The 16889-nt window shown below is 65.0% G+C and carries 12 protein-coding genes; 4 read left to right on the top strand and 8 right to left on the bottom strand.

Annotation, left to right across the window (positions count from 1 at the left end; genetic code table 11):
- Position 1: 1 nt before the first annotated feature.
- From hpaR to TK49_RS12370, 6 genes are all read right to left on the bottom strand, one after another.
- Entirely contained in the window at positions 2-466 is a 465-nt protein-coding gene (gene hpaR / locus TK49_RS12395) for a homoprotocatechuate degradation operon regulator HpaR (protein ID WP_045786974.1), read from the bottom strand.
- An 11-nt stretch (positions 467-477) separates the two neighbouring features.
- A complete protein-coding gene (gene xth, locus TK49_RS12390) occupies positions 478-1287 on the bottom strand; it encodes an exodeoxyribonuclease III (RefSeq protein ID WP_045786973.1) in 810 nt (269 codons plus the stop codon).
- A 147-nt stretch (positions 1288-1434) separates the two neighbouring features.
- A complete protein-coding gene (locus tag TK49_RS12385; RefSeq protein ID WP_045786972.1) occupies positions 1435-3537 on the bottom strand; it encodes a M3 family metallopeptidase in 2103 nt (700 codons plus the stop codon).
- Positions 3538-3630: 93 nt separating this feature from the next.
- Complete coding sequence (gene folD, locus TK49_RS12380) at positions 3631-4500, bottom strand: bifunctional methylenetetrahydrofolate dehydrogenase/methenyltetrahydrofolate cyclohydrolase FolD (RefSeq protein WP_045786971.1); 870 nt, start codon at positions 4498-4500, stop codon at positions 3631-3633.
- A gap of 73 nt (positions 4501-4573) precedes the next feature.
- The gene (locus TK49_RS12375) at positions 4574-5209 is read right to left on the bottom strand and encodes a response regulator transcription factor (RefSeq protein ID WP_045786970.1); all 636 of its coding nucleotides are present in this window, start codon (positions 5207-5209) and stop codon (positions 4574-4576) included.
- A gap of 68 nt (positions 5210-5277) precedes the next feature.
- A complete protein-coding gene (locus TK49_RS12370) occupies positions 5278-7779 on the bottom strand; it encodes a PAS domain S-box protein (RefSeq protein ID WP_099050663.1) in 2502 nt (833 codons plus the stop codon).
- A gap of 363 nt (positions 7780-8142) precedes the next feature.
- Between TK49_RS12370 and aceE the strand changes: the two genes are divergently transcribed.
- The 4 genes from aceE to lpdA all read left to right on the top strand — a co-directional run bounded on the left by aceE (position 8143) and on the right by lpdA (position 15150).
- A complete protein-coding gene (gene aceE, locus TK49_RS12365) occupies positions 8143-10833 on the top strand; it encodes a pyruvate dehydrogenase (acetyl-transferring), homodimeric type (protein ID WP_045786968.1) in 2691 nt (896 codons plus the stop codon).
- A 151-nt stretch (positions 10834-10984) separates the two neighbouring features.
- The gene (gene aceF / locus TK49_RS12360; RefSeq protein ID WP_045786967.1) at positions 10985-12646 is read left to right on the top strand and encodes a dihydrolipoyllysine-residue acetyltransferase; all 1662 of its coding nucleotides are present in this window, start codon (positions 10985-10987) and stop codon (positions 12644-12646) included.
- 93 nt (positions 12647-12739) lie between these two features.
- Positions 12740-13312: an Ntn hydrolase family protein gene (locus TK49_RS12355; RefSeq protein WP_045786966.1), complete on the top strand. Its 573-nt coding sequence runs from the start codon at positions 12740-12742 to the stop codon at positions 13310-13312.
- A 56-nt stretch (positions 13313-13368) separates the two neighbouring features.
- On the top strand, positions 13369-15150 hold the full coding sequence (gene lpdA, locus TK49_RS12350) for a dihydrolipoyl dehydrogenase (protein ID WP_045786965.1): 1782 nt from the start codon (positions 13369-13371) through the stop codon (positions 15148-15150).
- Positions 15151-15256: 106 nt separating this feature from the next.
- Here the strand turns inward: lpdA and TK49_RS12345 are convergent, their stop codons facing one another.
- Positions 15257-15817 carry a hypothetical protein gene (locus tag TK49_RS12345; RefSeq protein ID WP_045786964.1) on the bottom strand — a complete coding sequence of 187 codons (561 nt, stop codon included), beginning with the start codon at positions 15815-15817 and terminating at the stop codon, positions 15257-15259.
- 330 nt (positions 15818-16147) lie between these two features.
- Entirely contained in the window at positions 16148-16726 is a 579-nt protein-coding gene (locus TK49_RS12340) for a phasin family protein (RefSeq protein WP_045786963.1), read from the bottom strand.
- Positions 16727-16889 lie beyond the last annotated feature (163 nt).

Below are 16889 nucleotides of genomic sequence, written 5' to 3'. Positions count from 1 at the left end.
GTTACTCTTCGCCGGTGAAGCGGGCCATCGGGGTGTGCGTTTCCATGAGATGGATCGCCTCGTCGATGGCCGTATAGAGGGCTTCCAGCCTCTCTCGCCCCAGCTGCGCCTCGATGCGCGCGTACTGGGCGTCCACCTGCGGTTCCACGTCGGCCAGGAACTGGCGGCTCTTCGCCGTGAGCGAGATCACCTGCCGGCGCTGATCCACCGACGACTTCGTCCGCACGATCATCTCCGACTGCTCCATGGCCGCCAGCATGCGCGTCAGGCTCGGGCTCAGGATGAGGCACGCATCGGCGAGCTGATTCGGCTCCATGTCGCCGGTGTCGTTGAGTGTGCGCAGCACGCGCCATTGCTGCTCGGTGATGCCGTACTCGCGCAAGATCGGCCGAAAGCGCGCCATGAAGGTTTCACGGGCACGCAGCAGCAGGTGCGGCAAATTGCGACGTTTGAAAGCGGAAGCCATGCCCCGCACCCTCACGCGCTGCGCAGTGCGGCGACCACCGGCGTGTGGTCGGACGGCTGCTCCCAGGTGCGCGGCACGCGGTCGATATGGCACGACTCGCACAGCTTGGCCAGCTCGGGGGACAGCATGATGTGGTCGATGCGCAGGCCGGCGTTGCGCTTGAAGGCAAAGAGCCGGTAGTCCCACCACGAGAAGAGCCTGTCTTCCTGATCGAACATGCGGAAGGCATCGACGAGCCCGGCGCCTTCCAGCGCACGAAACGCGGCCCGCTCTTCCGGCGACACCAGGTTCTGGCCCTCCCACTTTTTCGGGTCGTGCACGTCGCGGTCGTCCGGGGCGATGTTGAAATCGCCCAGCAGCATCAGCCGCGGATGGGCGGCCATTTCGGTTTTCAGCCAGTCCTGCAGCGCGGCCAGCCAGCGCATCTTGTAGGCCATCTTGTCGGAGCCGAGCGCCTGGCCGTTGGGGAAGTAGGCAGAGATCACGCGCACCGGGCCATCCGCCATGTCGTACGTGGCGGCCACGATGCGCTGCTGTTCGTCCTCGAAGCCGGGGATGTTCTTGACCACGTCGCGGCCCTCGGGCACGGCGGCCTTGCGCGAGAGGATGGCGACGCCGTTGTACGTTTTCTGGCCCGTGAACAGGGACGCATAGCCGGCGGCGTCAAGCTCGGCCAGCGGGTAGCGGTCATCGGGCAGTTTGAGCTCCTGGAGGCAGAGCAGATCGATGGGCGTGGCGTCGGCTTCGCGCTGGGCCAGCCATTGGAGCACGTGCGGCAGGCGAACCTTCAGGGAGTTAACGTTCCAAGTGGCGACACGCATGGGAGGTCAGGTCCTTGCAAATGGCGACGGCGCGCGCGGCGCCGCCCAGGGGTGCGTTATTGTGCCATCAAGCACCCTGCATCCAGATGGAAACGCCGCTTCGGCGCGAGGCGCGAAGCGGCGTCCTGATGACGACGGTGCGGCGTGTCAGGCCGCTTCAGCGACCATGCCGCCGTGGCGCAGCAACGCGTCGATGCTGGGCGCCCGGCCACGGAACGCGGTGAACGACTCGATCGCCGGGCGGCTACCGCCCACGGCCAGCACTTCGCGGCGATAGCGCGCGCCGGTTTCGGCATCCAGCACCGAGCCGCTCAGCTTGCTGGCTTCTTCGAACGCCGCGTAGGCGTCTGCCGAGAGCACCTCGGCCCACTTGTAGCTGTAATACCCGGCCGCGTAGCCCCCCGCAAAGATGTGGCTGAACGTGTTCGGCCAGCGCGAGAGTTCGACCTGCGGCACCACGTGGAAGCGGTTGTTGATCTGGCGGGACAGCTCCAGCACCGAGGTCGAACCCTTCGGATCGAAGTCGGTATGCAGGTGCATGTCGAACGCCGAGAAGACGATCTGGCGCAGTGTCGCCATGCCGTTCTGGAAGTTCTTCGCGGCCAGCATGCGGTCGTACAACGTGCGCGGCAAGGGCTCGCCGGTGTCCACGTGGCGCGTCATGCGCGAGAGCACCTCCCACTCCCAGCAGAAGTTCTCCATGAACTGCGAGGGCAGTTCCACTGCATCCCATTCCACGCCGTTGATGCCGGACACGCCGAGTTCATCCACCTGCGTGAGCATGTGGTGCAGGCCGTGGCCGAACTCGTGGAACAGCGTGATGACCTCGTCGTGCGTGAACAGCGCCGGCTTGTCGCCGACCGGGCCCGAGAAATTGCAGGTGAGGTAAGCCACCGGGGTTTGCACCCGTGCGTCGTCGAGCAGCTTGCGACCCCGTGCGTCGTCCATCCATGCACCGCCGCGCTTGCCGTCACGTGCGTACAGGTCGATGTAGAACTGCGCGAGCAACTCGCCCTGCGCCGATTCCACGCGGAAGAAGCGCACGTCCGGATGCCACACCTCGGCCTGCTCCGGACGGATCTGCACGGAGAAGAGCGTCTGCACGACATCGAACAGGCCGTCCAGCACGGCGGGTTCCGGGAAGTACTGCTTCACCTCCTGCTCGGAGAACGCGTAGCGCGCCTCGCGCAGCTTTTCCGACGCGTAGGCCATGTCCCACGGCTCGAGCTTGTCGATGCCGAGGTTGTCGCGGGCGAAGGCCTGGAGTTCGGCCCAGTCCTTTTCAGCGAAGGGGCGCGCGCGGTCGGCCAGCTCGCCGAGGAAGCGCAGCACGTCTTCGGGCGAGTCGGCCATCTTGGGCACGAGCGAGAGCTCGCCGAAGTTGCGGTAGCCGAGCATGCGCGCTTCTTCTGCACGCAGGGCAAGCTGCTCGGCCATGTTGGCGGTGTTGTCCCACTCGGGTTTGCCGCCGCCGTATTGCGCGCCGAGTTCCGACGCGCGCGTGACATTGGCTTCGTACAGCGTGCGGCGCAGTGCGCGGTCATCTGCGTACTGCAGCACCGGGAAGTACGACGGGAAGTGCAGGGTGAACTTCCAGCCCTTAGCATCCGGATTGTCGCGGCGGGCCGCTTCGCGTGCGGCCTGCTTGGCGTCTTCGGGCAGGCCGGCCAGGCGGGCTTCGTCGTCGATCAGCAGGGCGTAGGCGTTGGTCGCATCGAGGACGTGGTCGCTGAAGGCCTTCGTCAGTTGCGCCTGCTGCTCCTGGATGGCAGCGAAACGGGGCTTCTGGTGTTCGGGCAATTCGGCGCCGCCCAAGCGGAAGCCGCGCAGTTCGTTGTCGAGCAGCTTCTTGCGTGCCGGCGACAAGGTGGCGTATTCGGCGCTTTCGGCAATCGCCTTGTACTTTTCGAAGAGCTCCAGGTCTTGGCCCAGGCCCGACCAGAATTCCGTTACGCGGGGCAGGTTGGCGGCGTGCGCTTCGCGCAGCGCAGGCGTGTCCGCCACCGCGCTCAGGTGGCTGACGATGCCCCAGGCGCGGCCGAGCGGTTCGGTGGCCTCTTCCAACGTGGCGACGACCGTCTTCCAGCTGACCGGCGTGGCCGGGTTCTTGACCTGCGCGACTGCCGCGGCGGCCCGCTCGAGCAGCACGTCGATGGCCGGGGTGATGTGTTCCGGGCGGATGTCCGCAAAGCGCGGCAGACCGGAAAAATCGAGCAGCGGGTTGTTGGCTTGGAGCGAAGTGTCGGTCATGGCGGGCTCAAAAGAGAAATGCGCGGGACAAAAAAAGCGTCCAATCCGGAAGGTTGGGACGCTTTCCTCGATTCCAACAGGATCCGGTGAAGCTTACGCCGCCAGCGTGGCTCCATCGGCGGCACGCTCGGCGGCTTCCAGCGTGTTGATCAGCAGCATGGTGATCGTCATGGGCCCCACGCCGCCCGGCACCGGTGTGATGTAGCCAGCGACTTCCTTCACGCCGGCAAAGTCGACATCGCCGCACAGTTTGCCGGCCTCGTCGCGGTTCATGCCCACGTCGATGACGACGGCGCCGGGCTTGACCATGTCTGCGGTGATGATGTTGCGGCGGCCCACGGCGGCCACGATGATGTCGGCCTCGCGCGTGTGGGCGGCGAGATCACGTGTCTTGCTGTTGCAGATCGTGATGGTCGCGCCGGCCTGTAGCAGCAGCATCGCCATCGGCTTGCCGACGATGTTCGAGGCGCCCACCACCACCGCGCGCGCGCCGCGCACCGGGTAGTTGATCGATTCGAGCATCTTCATGCAGCCGTACGGCGTGCACGGGCGGAACAGCGGGGCGCCGGTCATCAGCGCGCCGGCGTTGGCCACGTGGAAGCCGTCGACGTCCTTCTCGGGCGCGATGGCTTCGAGCACCTTGTGGCTGTCGATGTGCTTGGGCAGCGGCAACTGCACGAGGATGCCGTGGATGCGCGGGTCGCGGTTCAGCGCGTCGATGCGGCCGAGGAGGTCGGCTTCGGTGAGGTCGGCCGGGTAGCGGTCGAATACGGAAAGGAAGCCGTTGTCCTCGCACGCCTTGATCTTGTTGCGCACGTAGACCTGGCTGGCGGGGTCTTCACCGACGAGGATGACGGCGAGACCAGGCTGGTGGCCGCGCGCAGTGAGGGCGGCGGCGCGTTGTGCGGCTTGCGCGCGGAGTTGCTTGGCAAGCGCGTTGCCGTCGATGAGTTGGGCAGTCATGGCTGGACGGAGGAGGGAGAGGGCAAACCGCGATTATAAATCGGCGCCCACCCCGCCACCGCCCGATGTGCGCTCAGCTATTGCGCGACAGTGCCAGGCGCAGCAGATCCGCCACGGTGTTCACGTTGAGCTTTTCCATGATGTTGGCGCGGTGCGCCTCCACCGTCTTGATGGAAATGCCCAGGTCGTCGGCGATCTGCTTGTTCAGCCGGCCTGCGACGATGCGTTCGAGCACCTGCTGCTCGCGCGTGGTGAGCTTGCTCAGGAGGTCCTTCGCTGCCTTCTGCTCGCGCGCGGCGGAGTCTTCGGTGCGTGCCTTGCTGAGCATGCGCTCCACCAGCTCGCGCAGCTCCGATTCATCGAAGGGCTTTTCGATGAAGTCGACGGCGCCTTTCTTCATGGTCGACACGGCCATCGGCACGTCGCCGTGACCGGTCACGAAGACGATCGGCATGCGGCTGTTCTCGGCCAGCAGGCGGTCCTGCAGTTCGGGGCCGCTCATGCCCTGCATGCGCACGTCGAGAATCAGGCAGCCGACCCCCTCGCCGCGCTTGTCGTCGACCAGGAATTCTTCAGCGCTGCGGTACGTGCGCACGGTGTAGCCGTTGCCTTCGAGCAGCCACGTCAATGAGTCACGCATGGCTTCATCGTCATCGACGACGAACACGGTTTCGTTGCGCGGGGCAACTGCAGCGGGCGTTGTACTCATGGAGTCGTCCTCGGTCTACGTTCTGTGTTTTACGTTCTGAAAGCGATGGCGTGCGAATCACGGCCGATCTACAGCGGATTCAGCGGCAGGATGATTTTAAACGTACAGCCGATGCCGTCGGCGTTGTTTTCCACCCAGAGCCGGCCGAGATGGGATTCTATGATGGACCGGCAGATGTTGAGCCCCATCCCCATGCCGTCGGATTTGGTACTGAAGAACGGTTCGAACAGCCGTTCCTTGGTGCTGTCGTCCACGCCCGGGCCCTGGTCGATGACCTCGATCAGCACGGAGTTTTCCGGGTCGTCGATCAGGTTGGCGTGCAGGCGCAGCACGCTCGCGGCGCGCAGGCGCGGATGCGCCGCCATGGCTTCGGCGGCGTTCTTGAGCAGATTGACGAGCACCTGCTCGATCAGCACCGGGTCGACATACAGCGGCGGCAGGTCGGCCGGCAGGCGCGTGAGGATCGTGATGCCACGCCGTGTGGCTTCGAGTTCGGCCAGGCCGACGGCATCGGCCACGATCTCGCGCAGGTCGGCTTCGCGCCGCTGCGGCTGGCTGCGCTTCACGAACCCGCGGATGCGCTGGATGATGGTGCCCGCGCGCACGGCCTGCGCGGACGTCTTCTCCAGCACCGGAATCAGCTCTTCGGCGGTGCTGCGCCCGCTCTTGAGGCGGCCGACGGCGCCCATGCAGTAGTTGTTGATGGCGGCCAGCGGCTGGTTCAGTTCGTGGGCGAGCGACGAGGCCATCTCGCCCATGGTCGTCAGGCGGCTGGTGAACTGCAGGCGCTCCTCGTGCTGGCGCGTCATCTCTTCGGCGGCCTTGCGCACGGTGATGTCGGTGGCAATCTGCATCTGGGCGAGGTGGCCGTCCACCCACTGGATGTAGCGCCGGCGCACCTCAAACCACTTCTGCATCGACGGCACGTAGATTTCGCGCGCGTCGGCGGCGTGCGGCGTCAGCTCGGACGCGGGCAGGCCGGCGTAGGCGTCCACCAGGTCCAGTGCATCGCTGGAGACGTCTTCCGTGCTGACGTCGTGCCCGGACAGCTGCAGGTGACCGAAGGCCTCCCAGCCAAACAGCTGGCGGTAATAGCGGTTGGCGAACAGCAGCTCCGCCTTGTCGGTGGACAGCACGGACACGGCGGCATCCAGGCTTTCCAGCACCGTGGTAAAGCGGTCATGCGCGGCGGCGAGGTCTTCACGTGCGCGCTTGGGCTCGGTGATGTCGGTAATGGAACTCATCCACCCCGTGTGCCGGCCGCGTGCGTCGATCAGCGGCGAAACGTACATCCGCGCATAGAAGCTCGTGCCGTCGCGGCGCATCATGCGCAGCTCCATCCCGTTGGCGGGCGCCTTGCCGCGCAGCGTCAGCTCGATGTGCTTCTGCATTTCGCCGATCTCATTCGGCGGCCAGTACGGAAACGGCGGCATGCGGCCGACCAGCTCTGCCTCGGTCCAGCCGATCATGCGGCAGAACGCCGGGTTCACGTAGGTGATGCGGCCATTGAGATCGAGCGCGCGCATGCCGATCACCATGGAGTTTTCCATGGCGCGGCGGAACGACGTCTCCGCCAGCAGCGCCCGTTGCGCCTCGGAGCGCCGACTCGTGTGGCGCCACACGCTCCACAGGCTCCAGATGACGAAGCACGACAGCCCGGCCACCAACCACATCAGCATGTTATTGGGCAGGTTGGACGGCGCCGGATACGCTTCGGCCCGCAGCGACAGCGAATGCCCCGGCGGATCGAGCAGCACTTCGTACGAGGCCGCGGCCTTCGGCACGGGCCGCAGCGACGTGCTGGCGCGCACCACGTTGTTCTTGTCGACCAGCGAGAACCGGTAGCGGTCGGTCAGCTCGCCGGGCAGCAGTTGCGTGAGGATGCCGGTGACCGAATACATGGCGCCCACGGTGCCGAGGAACTCGTTGTCACGCACGATCGGCACTTCCATCAGCATGAAGCTCTCGCCGCGCTCGTTCTGGATTGGGCGCGAGTACACGGCCCGCTGGGTCTCGCGCGCGGCATCGTAGGCGGACTGGATTTCGGGCTCGAGCGGGTGGTCGCGCGTCTCGCGCACCCGCCCGGCGAACTCGGAGTTGGACGGAAACGCCCAGCGCGGGCGCCGCGTGGCGTCCAGCCAGTTGATGAAGACGAGCTCGGGATTCTCGCGCAGCAGTTGCCGCGCGGCGTCGCGGTAGGCGCTCGGGTCGAGCTGCGCGGCGCCGATGTCACGCGCCAGCGCGGCCACCTGGTCCTGGTTGCTCTGCAGGGACAGCCGCACCTTCTGCTCGGCCCAGGCCGCGTCCCGGTAGAGGGCATCGCGCTGTTGCTGCACTTCGGTGGCGTGCAGCTGGTACAGGATGAAGATCATCGCGCCGGCAAACAGGACGATCGCCACCAGCGGGATGAACATGAACCAGTTCGTCGTCCATAGCCGGCCCAGCCGCGTCAGCCACAGGCGCCGCGGCACGTTCGGGCGCACGCCGTCTTCGGGGGGCAGTTCGGGCGCAGCGGCGGCCGGCGGCTCCGGTGCGGCCGAATCCTGCGAGGCGTGGGAGGGGGCAAGCATGATGGGCGGGCGAACGCCGGAACTCTGCGGAGGTAGGGAAGTGGGCATCTGTGCAACTGCGCAAAACCAAGTGTAACGGCAATTAGCGTGCTGGTCGCTTGGGGAAACCGCTTGGTGAGATGCGCGCAGCATGCGGCAAATGCTGCGGTGCAATGTCAAAACTGCTTTGTTCTGCACTGCGGCAATATTCCGCATTATAAAAAACCATATCGCAATTTGAAAATTCCGCTTGTGCTGGCTTTGGGGGTACCCATAGAATCAGCGCAAAAGTCGGGGCGGCCCGTGTGCGCGTGCGAACGTGTGTGCCGGCGGGGCGCCTCTCAAGAGACGCATCAAACGTTACTGCTACCCAAGGAGACCGCCATGTCGGCCGTACCAGAGCAAGTCCTGGGCGCCACGCGCGCCAGCGACGTCGATCCCCAGGAAACCAAGGAATGGCTGGAGGCGCTGCAAGGCGTCATCGGCGCAGAAGGCCCGCAGCGCGCGGCGTTCCTCCTCGACAAGCAGATCGAGTACGCCCGCATCAACGGCGTGACCTCGCCGCTGCACGCAGAAACTCCCTACATCAATACGATTCCGGTCGAAAACCAGGAGCGCATTCCGGGCGACCAGGAAATCGAACACCGCATCCGCTCGTACACGCGCTGGAATGCCATGGCGATGGTGCTGCGCGCGAACAAGGACACCAACGTCGGCGGCCATATCTCGTCGTTCGCCTCCGCTGCCACGCTGTATGACGTCGGCTACAACCACTTCTGGCACGCCCCGTCGGACAAGCACGGCGGCGACATGGTCTTCGTGCAGGGGCACTCGGCGCCGGGCGTGTACTCGCGCGCGTTCCTGCTGGGCCGCCTGACCGAAGAGCAGCTCGACAACTTCCGCCAGGAAGTGGATGGCAAGGGCATCTCGTCGTATCCGCACCCGTGGCTGATGCCGGATTTCTGGCAATTCCCGACCGTGTCGATGGGCCTGGGCCCGATCATGGCGATCTACCAGGCGCGCTTTACCAAGTACCTGGCCAGCCGCGGCCTGATCCAGAACTGGGAAAACCGCAAGGTCTGGGCGTTCCTGGGCGACGGTGAAACCGACGAGCCGGAATCGCTCGGCGCGATCGGCATGGCCGGCCGTGAAAAGCTGGACAACCTCGTCTTCGTGATCAACTGCAACCTGCAGCGCCTGGACGGCCCGGTGCGCGGCAACGGCAAGATCATCCAGGAGCTCGAGAGCGAATTCCGCGGCGCCGGCTGGAACGTGATCAAGGTGATCTGGGGCAGCCGGTGGGATCAGCTGCTGGCGCGCGACACCAAGGGCCTGCTCATGCAGCGCATGATGGAATGCGTCGACGGCGAATACCAGACCTTCAAGTCGAAGAACGGCGCCTACGTGCGCGAGCATTTCTTCAACACGCCGGAGCTCAAGGCCATGGTGGCCGACTGGTCCGATGACGACATCTGGGCGCTGAATCGGGGCGGCCATGATCCGCACAAGATCTATGCGGCGTTCAAGGCGGCAACCGACCACAAGGGTCAGCCGACCGTCATCCTCGCCAAGACCATCAAGGGCTACGGCATGGGCGAAGCCGGTGAAGCGATGAACATCGCCCACCAGCAGAAGAAGATGCCGGTGGAGGCAATCCGCAAGCTGCGCGACCGCTTCAACATTCCGGTGCCCGACGACCAGCTCGAGCACGTCCCGTACGTCAAGTTCGAAGAGGGCTCGAAGGAGCTCGAATACATGCGCAAGGCGCGCATGGATCTGGGCGGCTATCTGCCCGCGCGTCGCCAGAAGGCCGACCCGCTGCAGATCCCGGCCCTGTCGGCGTTCGATGCGCTGCTCAAAGCCACGGGCGAAGGCCGCGAAGTCTCCACGACGATGGCCTTCGTGCGCATTCTGAACATCCTGCTCAAGGACAAGAACATCGGCAAGCACGTCGTGCCCATCGTGCCGGATGAGTCGCGCACGTTCGGCATGGAAGGCCTGTTCCGCCAGGTCGGCATCTGGAACCAGGAAGGCCAGAAGTACGTGCCGCAGGATCACGACCAGTTGATGTTCTACAAGGAATCGCAGACGGGTCAGGTGCTGCAGGAAGGCATCAACGAAGCCGGTGCCATGTGCGACTGGATCGCGGCCGCCACGTCGTATTCGACGCATGGCGTGGCGATGATCCCGTTCTACATCTACTACTCGATGTTCGGCATCCAGCGCATCGGCGACCTGTGCTGGGCCGCCGGCGACATGCGCTCGCGCGGCTTCCTGCTGGGCGGCACCTCGGGCCGCACGACGCTCAACGGCGAAGGCCTGCAGCACGAGGATGGTCACTCGCACGTGTACCACGCTGCCATCCCGAACTGCATCTCGTATGACCCGACGTTCCAGTACGAACTGGCGGTCATCGTGCAGGACGGCCTGCGCCGCATGTATGTCGAGCAGGAAGACGTCTACTACTACCTGACGGTGATGAACGAGAACTACGAGCACCCCGAAATGCCGGCGGGTGCCGAGGCCGACATCATCAAGGGCATGTATCTGTTCAAGAAGGGCGTCGAGAACAGCAACGCACCGCGCGTGCAGCTGCTGGGCTCGGGCACGATCTTCCGCGAGGTGATTGCCGCGGCTGAACTGCTCAAGAAGGATTGGGGCGTCGAGTCGGACCTGTGGGGCTGCCCGAGCTTTACCGAGCTGGCCCGCGAAGGCAACGCCACCGCCCGCTGGAACCTGCTGCACCCGACCGAAACGCCGCGCGAGTCGCACGTCGAGAAGATGCTCAAAGGCGTGCGCGGCCCGGTGATCGCTTCGACCGACTACGTCCGCACCTTCGCCGAGCAGATCCGCGCCTTCGTGCCGCGCCGCTACGTGGTGCTGGGCACCGACGGCTTCGGCCGCTCGGATACCCGCGAGAAGCTGCGCCACTTCTTCGAGGTGGACCGCTACTGGGTGACGGTCGCGTCGCTCAAGGCGCTCGCCGATGAGGGCGTGCTGCCGCGCGAAAAGGTGGCCGAGGCACTGAAGAAGTACAACCTCGACCCGAACAAGCCCAACCCGATGACCGTATAACGGAGCCGCCGGGCGCGCTGGTTGCGCCCCGGCCGGGCACTGCCCTGGCAGGCTCCCGCGACGTGCATTTGCCTGCACGATGCGGTAGCCTGCGGGGCAATGTGTGCTCGCCGCCGGACGCGCCCGCCGCCAGACCTCTGGAGACAGAAGAATGAGTCAAGTCGTAGAAATCAAGGTGCCGGACATCGGCGACTACAAGGATGTCCCGGTGATCGAAGTGCTGGTCAAGGCGGGCGATACAGTCAATGCCGAGGACTCCCTCGTTACGCTGGAATCGGACAAGGCGACCATGGACGTGCCGTCGCCGAAGAGCGGCGTCGTCAAGGAAGTGAAGGTCAAGGTGGGCGACACCGTGTCGGAAGGCTCGCTCGTGCTGCTGCTCGAGGAGCAGGGCGCGGCTGCGGCTCCGGCACCCGCACCCCAAGCTGCACCGGCTGCTGCTACACCGGCGCCTGCCCCTGCTGCGCAAGCTCCGGCTCCGGCGCCGGCCGCAGCGGGCGGCGGCACGATCGAGGTGAAGGTCCCGGACATCGGCGACTACAAGGACGTGCCGGTCATCGAGATCAGCGTGAAGGTGGGCGACAAGGTGGAAGCCGAGCAGTCGCTGATCACGCTCGAATCGGACAAGGCGACGATGGATGTGCCGTCGCCGGCCGCCGGTACAGTGAAGGACATCCGCGTGAAGGTCGGTGACGCCGTGTCGGAAGGGACACTGATCGTCGTGCTGGAAGGTGCGGGCGGCGCTGCGGCCGCTGCCCCGGCCCCGGCACCGGCACAAGCGCCTGCACCGGCTGCGGCTGCGCCGAGCCCGGCCCCTGCGGCCGCGCCCGCTGCTCCGGCTGCCGCGCCGGCCACGTACACCGCTGACACCGTCGGTACGGTGGGCAAGGCTGCCCACGCCAGCCCCTCGGTGCGCAAGTATGCGCGTGAGCTCGGCGTGGACGTCAACCTCGTCGGCGGCACCGGCCCGAAGGGCCGCATCACCCAGGAAGACGTGCAGCGCTACGTCAAGAGTGTGATGAGCGGCCAGGCAGCTGCCCCGGGCAAGGCTGCGGCGGCCGCACCGGCTGGCGGCGGCGAACTGAACCTGCTGCCGTGGCCGAAGGTGGATTTCACGAAGTTCGGCCCAGTCGATCCGAAGCCGCTGTCGCGCATCAAGAAGATCTCGGGCGCGAACCTGCATCGCAACTGGGTCATGATCCCGCACGTCACCAACAACGACGAAGCGGACATCACCGATCTGGAAGCGCTGCGCGTGCAGCTGAACAAGGAAAACGAAAAGGCCGGCGTGAAGTTCACGATGCTGGCGTTCGTGATCAAGGCAGTCGTTTCGGCGCTGAAGAAATTCCCGACCTTCAACGCCAGCCTGGACGGCGACAACCTCGTCTTCAAGCAGTACTACCACATCGGGTTTGCGGCGGACACGCCCAACGGTCTGGTCGTGCCGGTGATCCGCGATGCGGACAAGAAGGGCCTCATCGACATCGCCAAGGAGATGGCCGAGCTGTCGAAGGCCGCGCGTGAAGGCAAGCTCAAGCCGGACCAGATGCAGGGCGGCTGCTTCTCGATCTCGTCGCTGGGCGGCATTGGCGGTACGCATTTCACGCCGATCATCAACGCGCCGGAAGTGGCCATCCTCGGCCTGTCGCGCGGCTACCAGAAGCCGGTGTGGGACGGCAAGCAGTTCGTGCCGCGCCTGACGTTGCCGCTGTCGCTGTCGTACGATCACCGCGTGATCGACGGCGCGGAGGCCGCACGCTTCAACGCGTACCTGGCGAGCGTGCTGGCGGACTTCCGCCGCGTCAGCCTGTAAGCCCGGGCGGGTTCGGCACGCATCTGGCTTCGGGCCTGTGCGTGCCGACCCACATGGGCTTGCGGCGGTCGGCGAACTTCTCGCGAGGGCGACATGACGACGTGCGTGGTGGTCAAGAAAGACGGCGAAGTGGCGATTGCAGCCGATTCCCTGGTGACGTTTGGCGATACCCGCCTGGCGCGCGGCTACGAGCAGAACCAGAAGATCTTTCAGGTGGGCGATTCGTTGATCGCGCTGGCGGGCACGACGGCCCACTTTCCGGTCATGCGCAGCCTGCTCACGGGCCTGGCCGATGAGTGTCGCCTCGGCTCGCGCGACGACGTCTTCCGAACCTTCCTCAAGGTGCACGAAAAGCTGAAGGACGAGTACTTCGTCAACACCAAGGAAGACGACGACGACCCGTATGAGTCGTCGCAGATCACGTGCCTGATCGCCAACCCGACCGGCATCTACGGCGTCTATTCGTACCGCGAGGTGTTTTCGTTCGACCGCTTCTGGGGCATCGGCTCGGGGCGCAATTTCGCGCTGGGCGCCATGTCGGCGGTGTTCGATCTGCCCGGCAAGAGCGCCGCAGATATTGCGCAGGCCGGCGTGTCGGCGGGCGTGGAGTTCGACAAGAGTTCGGGTGGCCCGATCGAGGTGCACACGGTACGTCTGCAGGATTGAAAGCGTCGGCGGCCAGGGCAATGCCCGCAGCCGACGACAAGAACAAGGAGTCAGGAATGAGCGTGGTGGAAATCAAGGTGCCGGACATCGGCGATTTCGATGCGGTGGAAGTCATCGAAGTGCTGGTCAAGGCGGGCGATGCCGTCGAGAAAGAGCAATCGCTGATCGTGCTGGAATCCGACAAGGCCAGCATGGAGGTGCCGTCGGACGTGGCCGGCAAGATCGTCGACGTGAAGGTCAAGGTGGGCGACAAGGTCAGCAAGGGTACGGTGATTGCCACGGCGGAAGCAGGCGCTGCCGCAGCGCCCGCACCCGCGCAGGCACCGGATCCGGCCGCTGCGCCCGCCGCGGCTGCGGCGGTATCGGCCCCCGCACCGCAAGCGGCCAAGCATGCCGGCGGCGCCGATATCGAATGCGAGATGCTCGTGCTGGGCTCGGGCCCGGGCGGCTACTCGGCAGCGTTCCGCAGCGCAGACCTGGGCATGAACACGGTGCTGGTCGAGCGCTTCTCCACGCTCGGCGGCGTCTGCCTGAACGTCGGTTGCATTCCGTCGAAGGCGCTGCTCCACACGGCCGCCGTCATGGAAGAAGTCAAGGCGATGGCTGCACACGGCATTGTCTATAGCGAGCCCAAGGTCGACATCGACCAGTTGCGCAAGCACAAGGAATCCGTGATCGGCAAGCTGACCGGCGGCCTGGCCGGCATGGCCAAGGCGCGCAAGGTGCAGGTCGTGCGCGGCGTCGGCACGTTCCTCGATCCGAACCATCTGGAAGTCCAGCTGACGGGCGGCGACGGCAAGGCCACGACGGGCGAGAAGAAGGTCATCCGGTTTGCCAAGGCCATCATCGCCGCGGGCAGCGAGGCCGTGAAGCTGCCGTTCATTCCGGAAGATCCGCGCATCGTCGATTCGACCGGCGCGCTGGAACTGCGCCAGGTGCCCGGCAAGATGCTGGTGATCGGCGGCGGCATCATCGGCCTGGAAATGGCGACGGTGTACAGCACACTGGGCGCACGCATCGACGTGGTGGAAATGCTCGACGGCCTGATGCAGGGCGCCGACCGCGACCTCGTCAAGGTGTGGGACAAGATGAACAAGGGCCGCTTCGACAAGGTCATGCTCCAGACCAAGACGGTCGGCGTGGAAGCGAAGCCGGACGGCATCTACGTCAAGTTCGAAGGCGATGCCGCGCCGGCCGAGCCACAGCGTTACGACATGGTCCTCGTGGCCGTGGGCCGCAGTCCGAACGGCAAGCGTATCGGCGCCGAGAAGGCTGGCGTGGCCGTGACGGACCGCGGCTTCATCAATGTGGACAAGCAGCAGCGCACCAATGTGCCGCACATTTTCGCGATCGGCGACATCGTCGGGCAGCCGATGCTGGCACACAAGGCCGTGCATGAAGGCCATGTGGCCGCCGAAGCCGCACACGGCGAGAAGGCGTATTTCGATGTCAAGCAGATTCCGTCGGTGGCCTATACCGATCCAGAAGTGGCTTGGGCGGGGCTGACGGAAGAGCAGTGCAAGGCGCAGGGCATCAAGTACGGCAAGGGCGTGTTCCCCTGGGCCGCCTCCGGCCGCGCCATCGCCAATGGCCGCGACGAGGGTTTCACGAAGGTGATCTTCGACGAAGAGACACATCGCATCATCGGTGGCGGCATTGTGGGCACGCACGCGGGCGACCTCATCAGCGAGATCTGCCTGGCCATCGAAATGGGCGCAGACGCCGTGGACATCGGCAAGACCATCCACCCGCACCCGACGCTCGGTGAATCGGTGGGCATGGCGGCGGAAATCTATGAAGGCGTGTGTACGGACGTGCCACCAGCGCGTAAGCGTTAATGCAATTAACCGCCTTGTTTTTCAGAGCGCCATAAAACAGGCTGGCAAAGCGAGAAGGGCTGCTCCGTTGTGGGCAGCCCTTTTTTTGGCGCGTCTGGTGTCGCGCTCAATGACGCGGTTCAATGGGCCGGCGGTGGCGGCGCAGCAGGCGCAGTGCGGCTGTCAGGCGGCGCCAAGCCTGATGCACGAGACCGTCCCGGTGCATGCGCAAGTCAGCAAGCCGTGCTTGCAGCATTTTCCATGTCGGTGTGGCTTTCAGGGCGGTCACCATTCGGCGTTTCCAGGCGAGGAACGCGGTTTCCCAACGCGCATACCAGGCCAGCGTATGCAGTTGCGGCCGCACGGCGCAGTAGATCCGTACGCCGAGCCCTGTGCTGACGACTTTGGCCAGCACCAGCACCAACGTCCCCGCAATCAGATGGCCGCGGGCCAGCACGTAGATCGCTGCCAGCTTGAAGGGAAGCAGCGCCAGCATGGGCAACGCAAAGGCGCAGAGCGCCTCGATGGGTTGCAGCGCAGCGAGCCGCCGTTCCGCGGCCTGCACCAACGGATGCGCGGAGAGCCGGGCGGTGAGACGCAGCATGACCTTCCAGATCCATTCCTCGAACAGCAGGATGAGCGCTGCGATCAGGATCAGGCCGCGTTTGGCCAAGGATTCGCGAGACATCGTGATGGGGACAGGGGCGGCGAGCCGCAATACCGAATGGAGCGCCGCGCTGCCACAAAAGTTCGCAATTTGAAGGTTGCGCTACGTTTGCAGCACACAAAAAACCCGGCCGAAGCCGGGTCAAAGGTACTCACTGATCACCACTGAGGACTGGTTTTCAGCAGCGGTACCGAGGAGACAATCTGACGAACACGCTGCAATGGACTGGCCAGCCGGCGCCGGAGTTCCGCGCAAATGCGCGCAAACAGGGCGTCTGGAAGACGGGCTCGATGCACCAAAGCAAAACGGGCCTCCCGAAGGAGGCCCGCTTGTCAGACGCAGTTGACCGGATCAGGCAGCGGTCGTGGTCTTCTTGCCGGCCGCGGCACGTGCCTGGGCCGAAGCTTGGGCAGTGGCCTTGCTGGCGGCGTTGGCGGCAGCGTGGAAGTTGCTCTCAGCCAGTTCCACGGCTTGCTTGGTGGCCTTCTGCACCGAGTCGTAAGCATTGTTGGCAGCCGACAGAGCCGACTTCACGAGGGCCACCGCCGATTCCGAACCGGCCGGAGCGTTCTTGGACACGTTGTCGACCAGCGCTTGCAGCTTGCGGCTGTTTTCTGCGATTTGCAGCTCAGCGGCCTTGCTGAACTCGCTTTGCGTGTCCGAAGCGATTTCGTACAGGTGGCGGCTGTAGGCCAGCACCTTCTCAGCCAGCGGCTGGACGGCGGCGGTCTGCACCGACAGCAGTTCCTGGGCGTCCTTGGCGGACAGGGCCTTCTTGGCGTGTTCGACGTTCTCAGCCAGGGTAGCCTTGACGACTTGCAGGTTCAGTTCGACCAGCTTTTCGACGCCTTCAAATGCCTTGTTGGTCAGGCCGAAGAAGGTTTCCAGGTTGGCCTTGTGCGCCGCAGCGATCTGTTCCTGAGTCAGCATGTTGTCTCTCCAAATACAAAGGTGGGTCGGGAAATCAAAATCAAAATTTAGATCGCCCAGATGTACAAAGCGTGACGTTCAGCGTCGGGCCGTCCAGGCGACATCGCGATGGATCAGGGATGGTGCATCGCAACAATTTCATTGTTGTTGAATGCCAAACGAG

Source organism: Ralstonia mannitolilytica (genome assembly GCF_000954135.1).
Classification (GTDB): Bacteria; Pseudomonadota; Gammaproteobacteria; order Burkholderiales; family Burkholderiaceae; genus Ralstonia; species Ralstonia mannitolilytica.
Note: the sequence above shows the minus strand (reverse complement) of the source record. Positions and strands in the feature narration are given on the sequence as shown.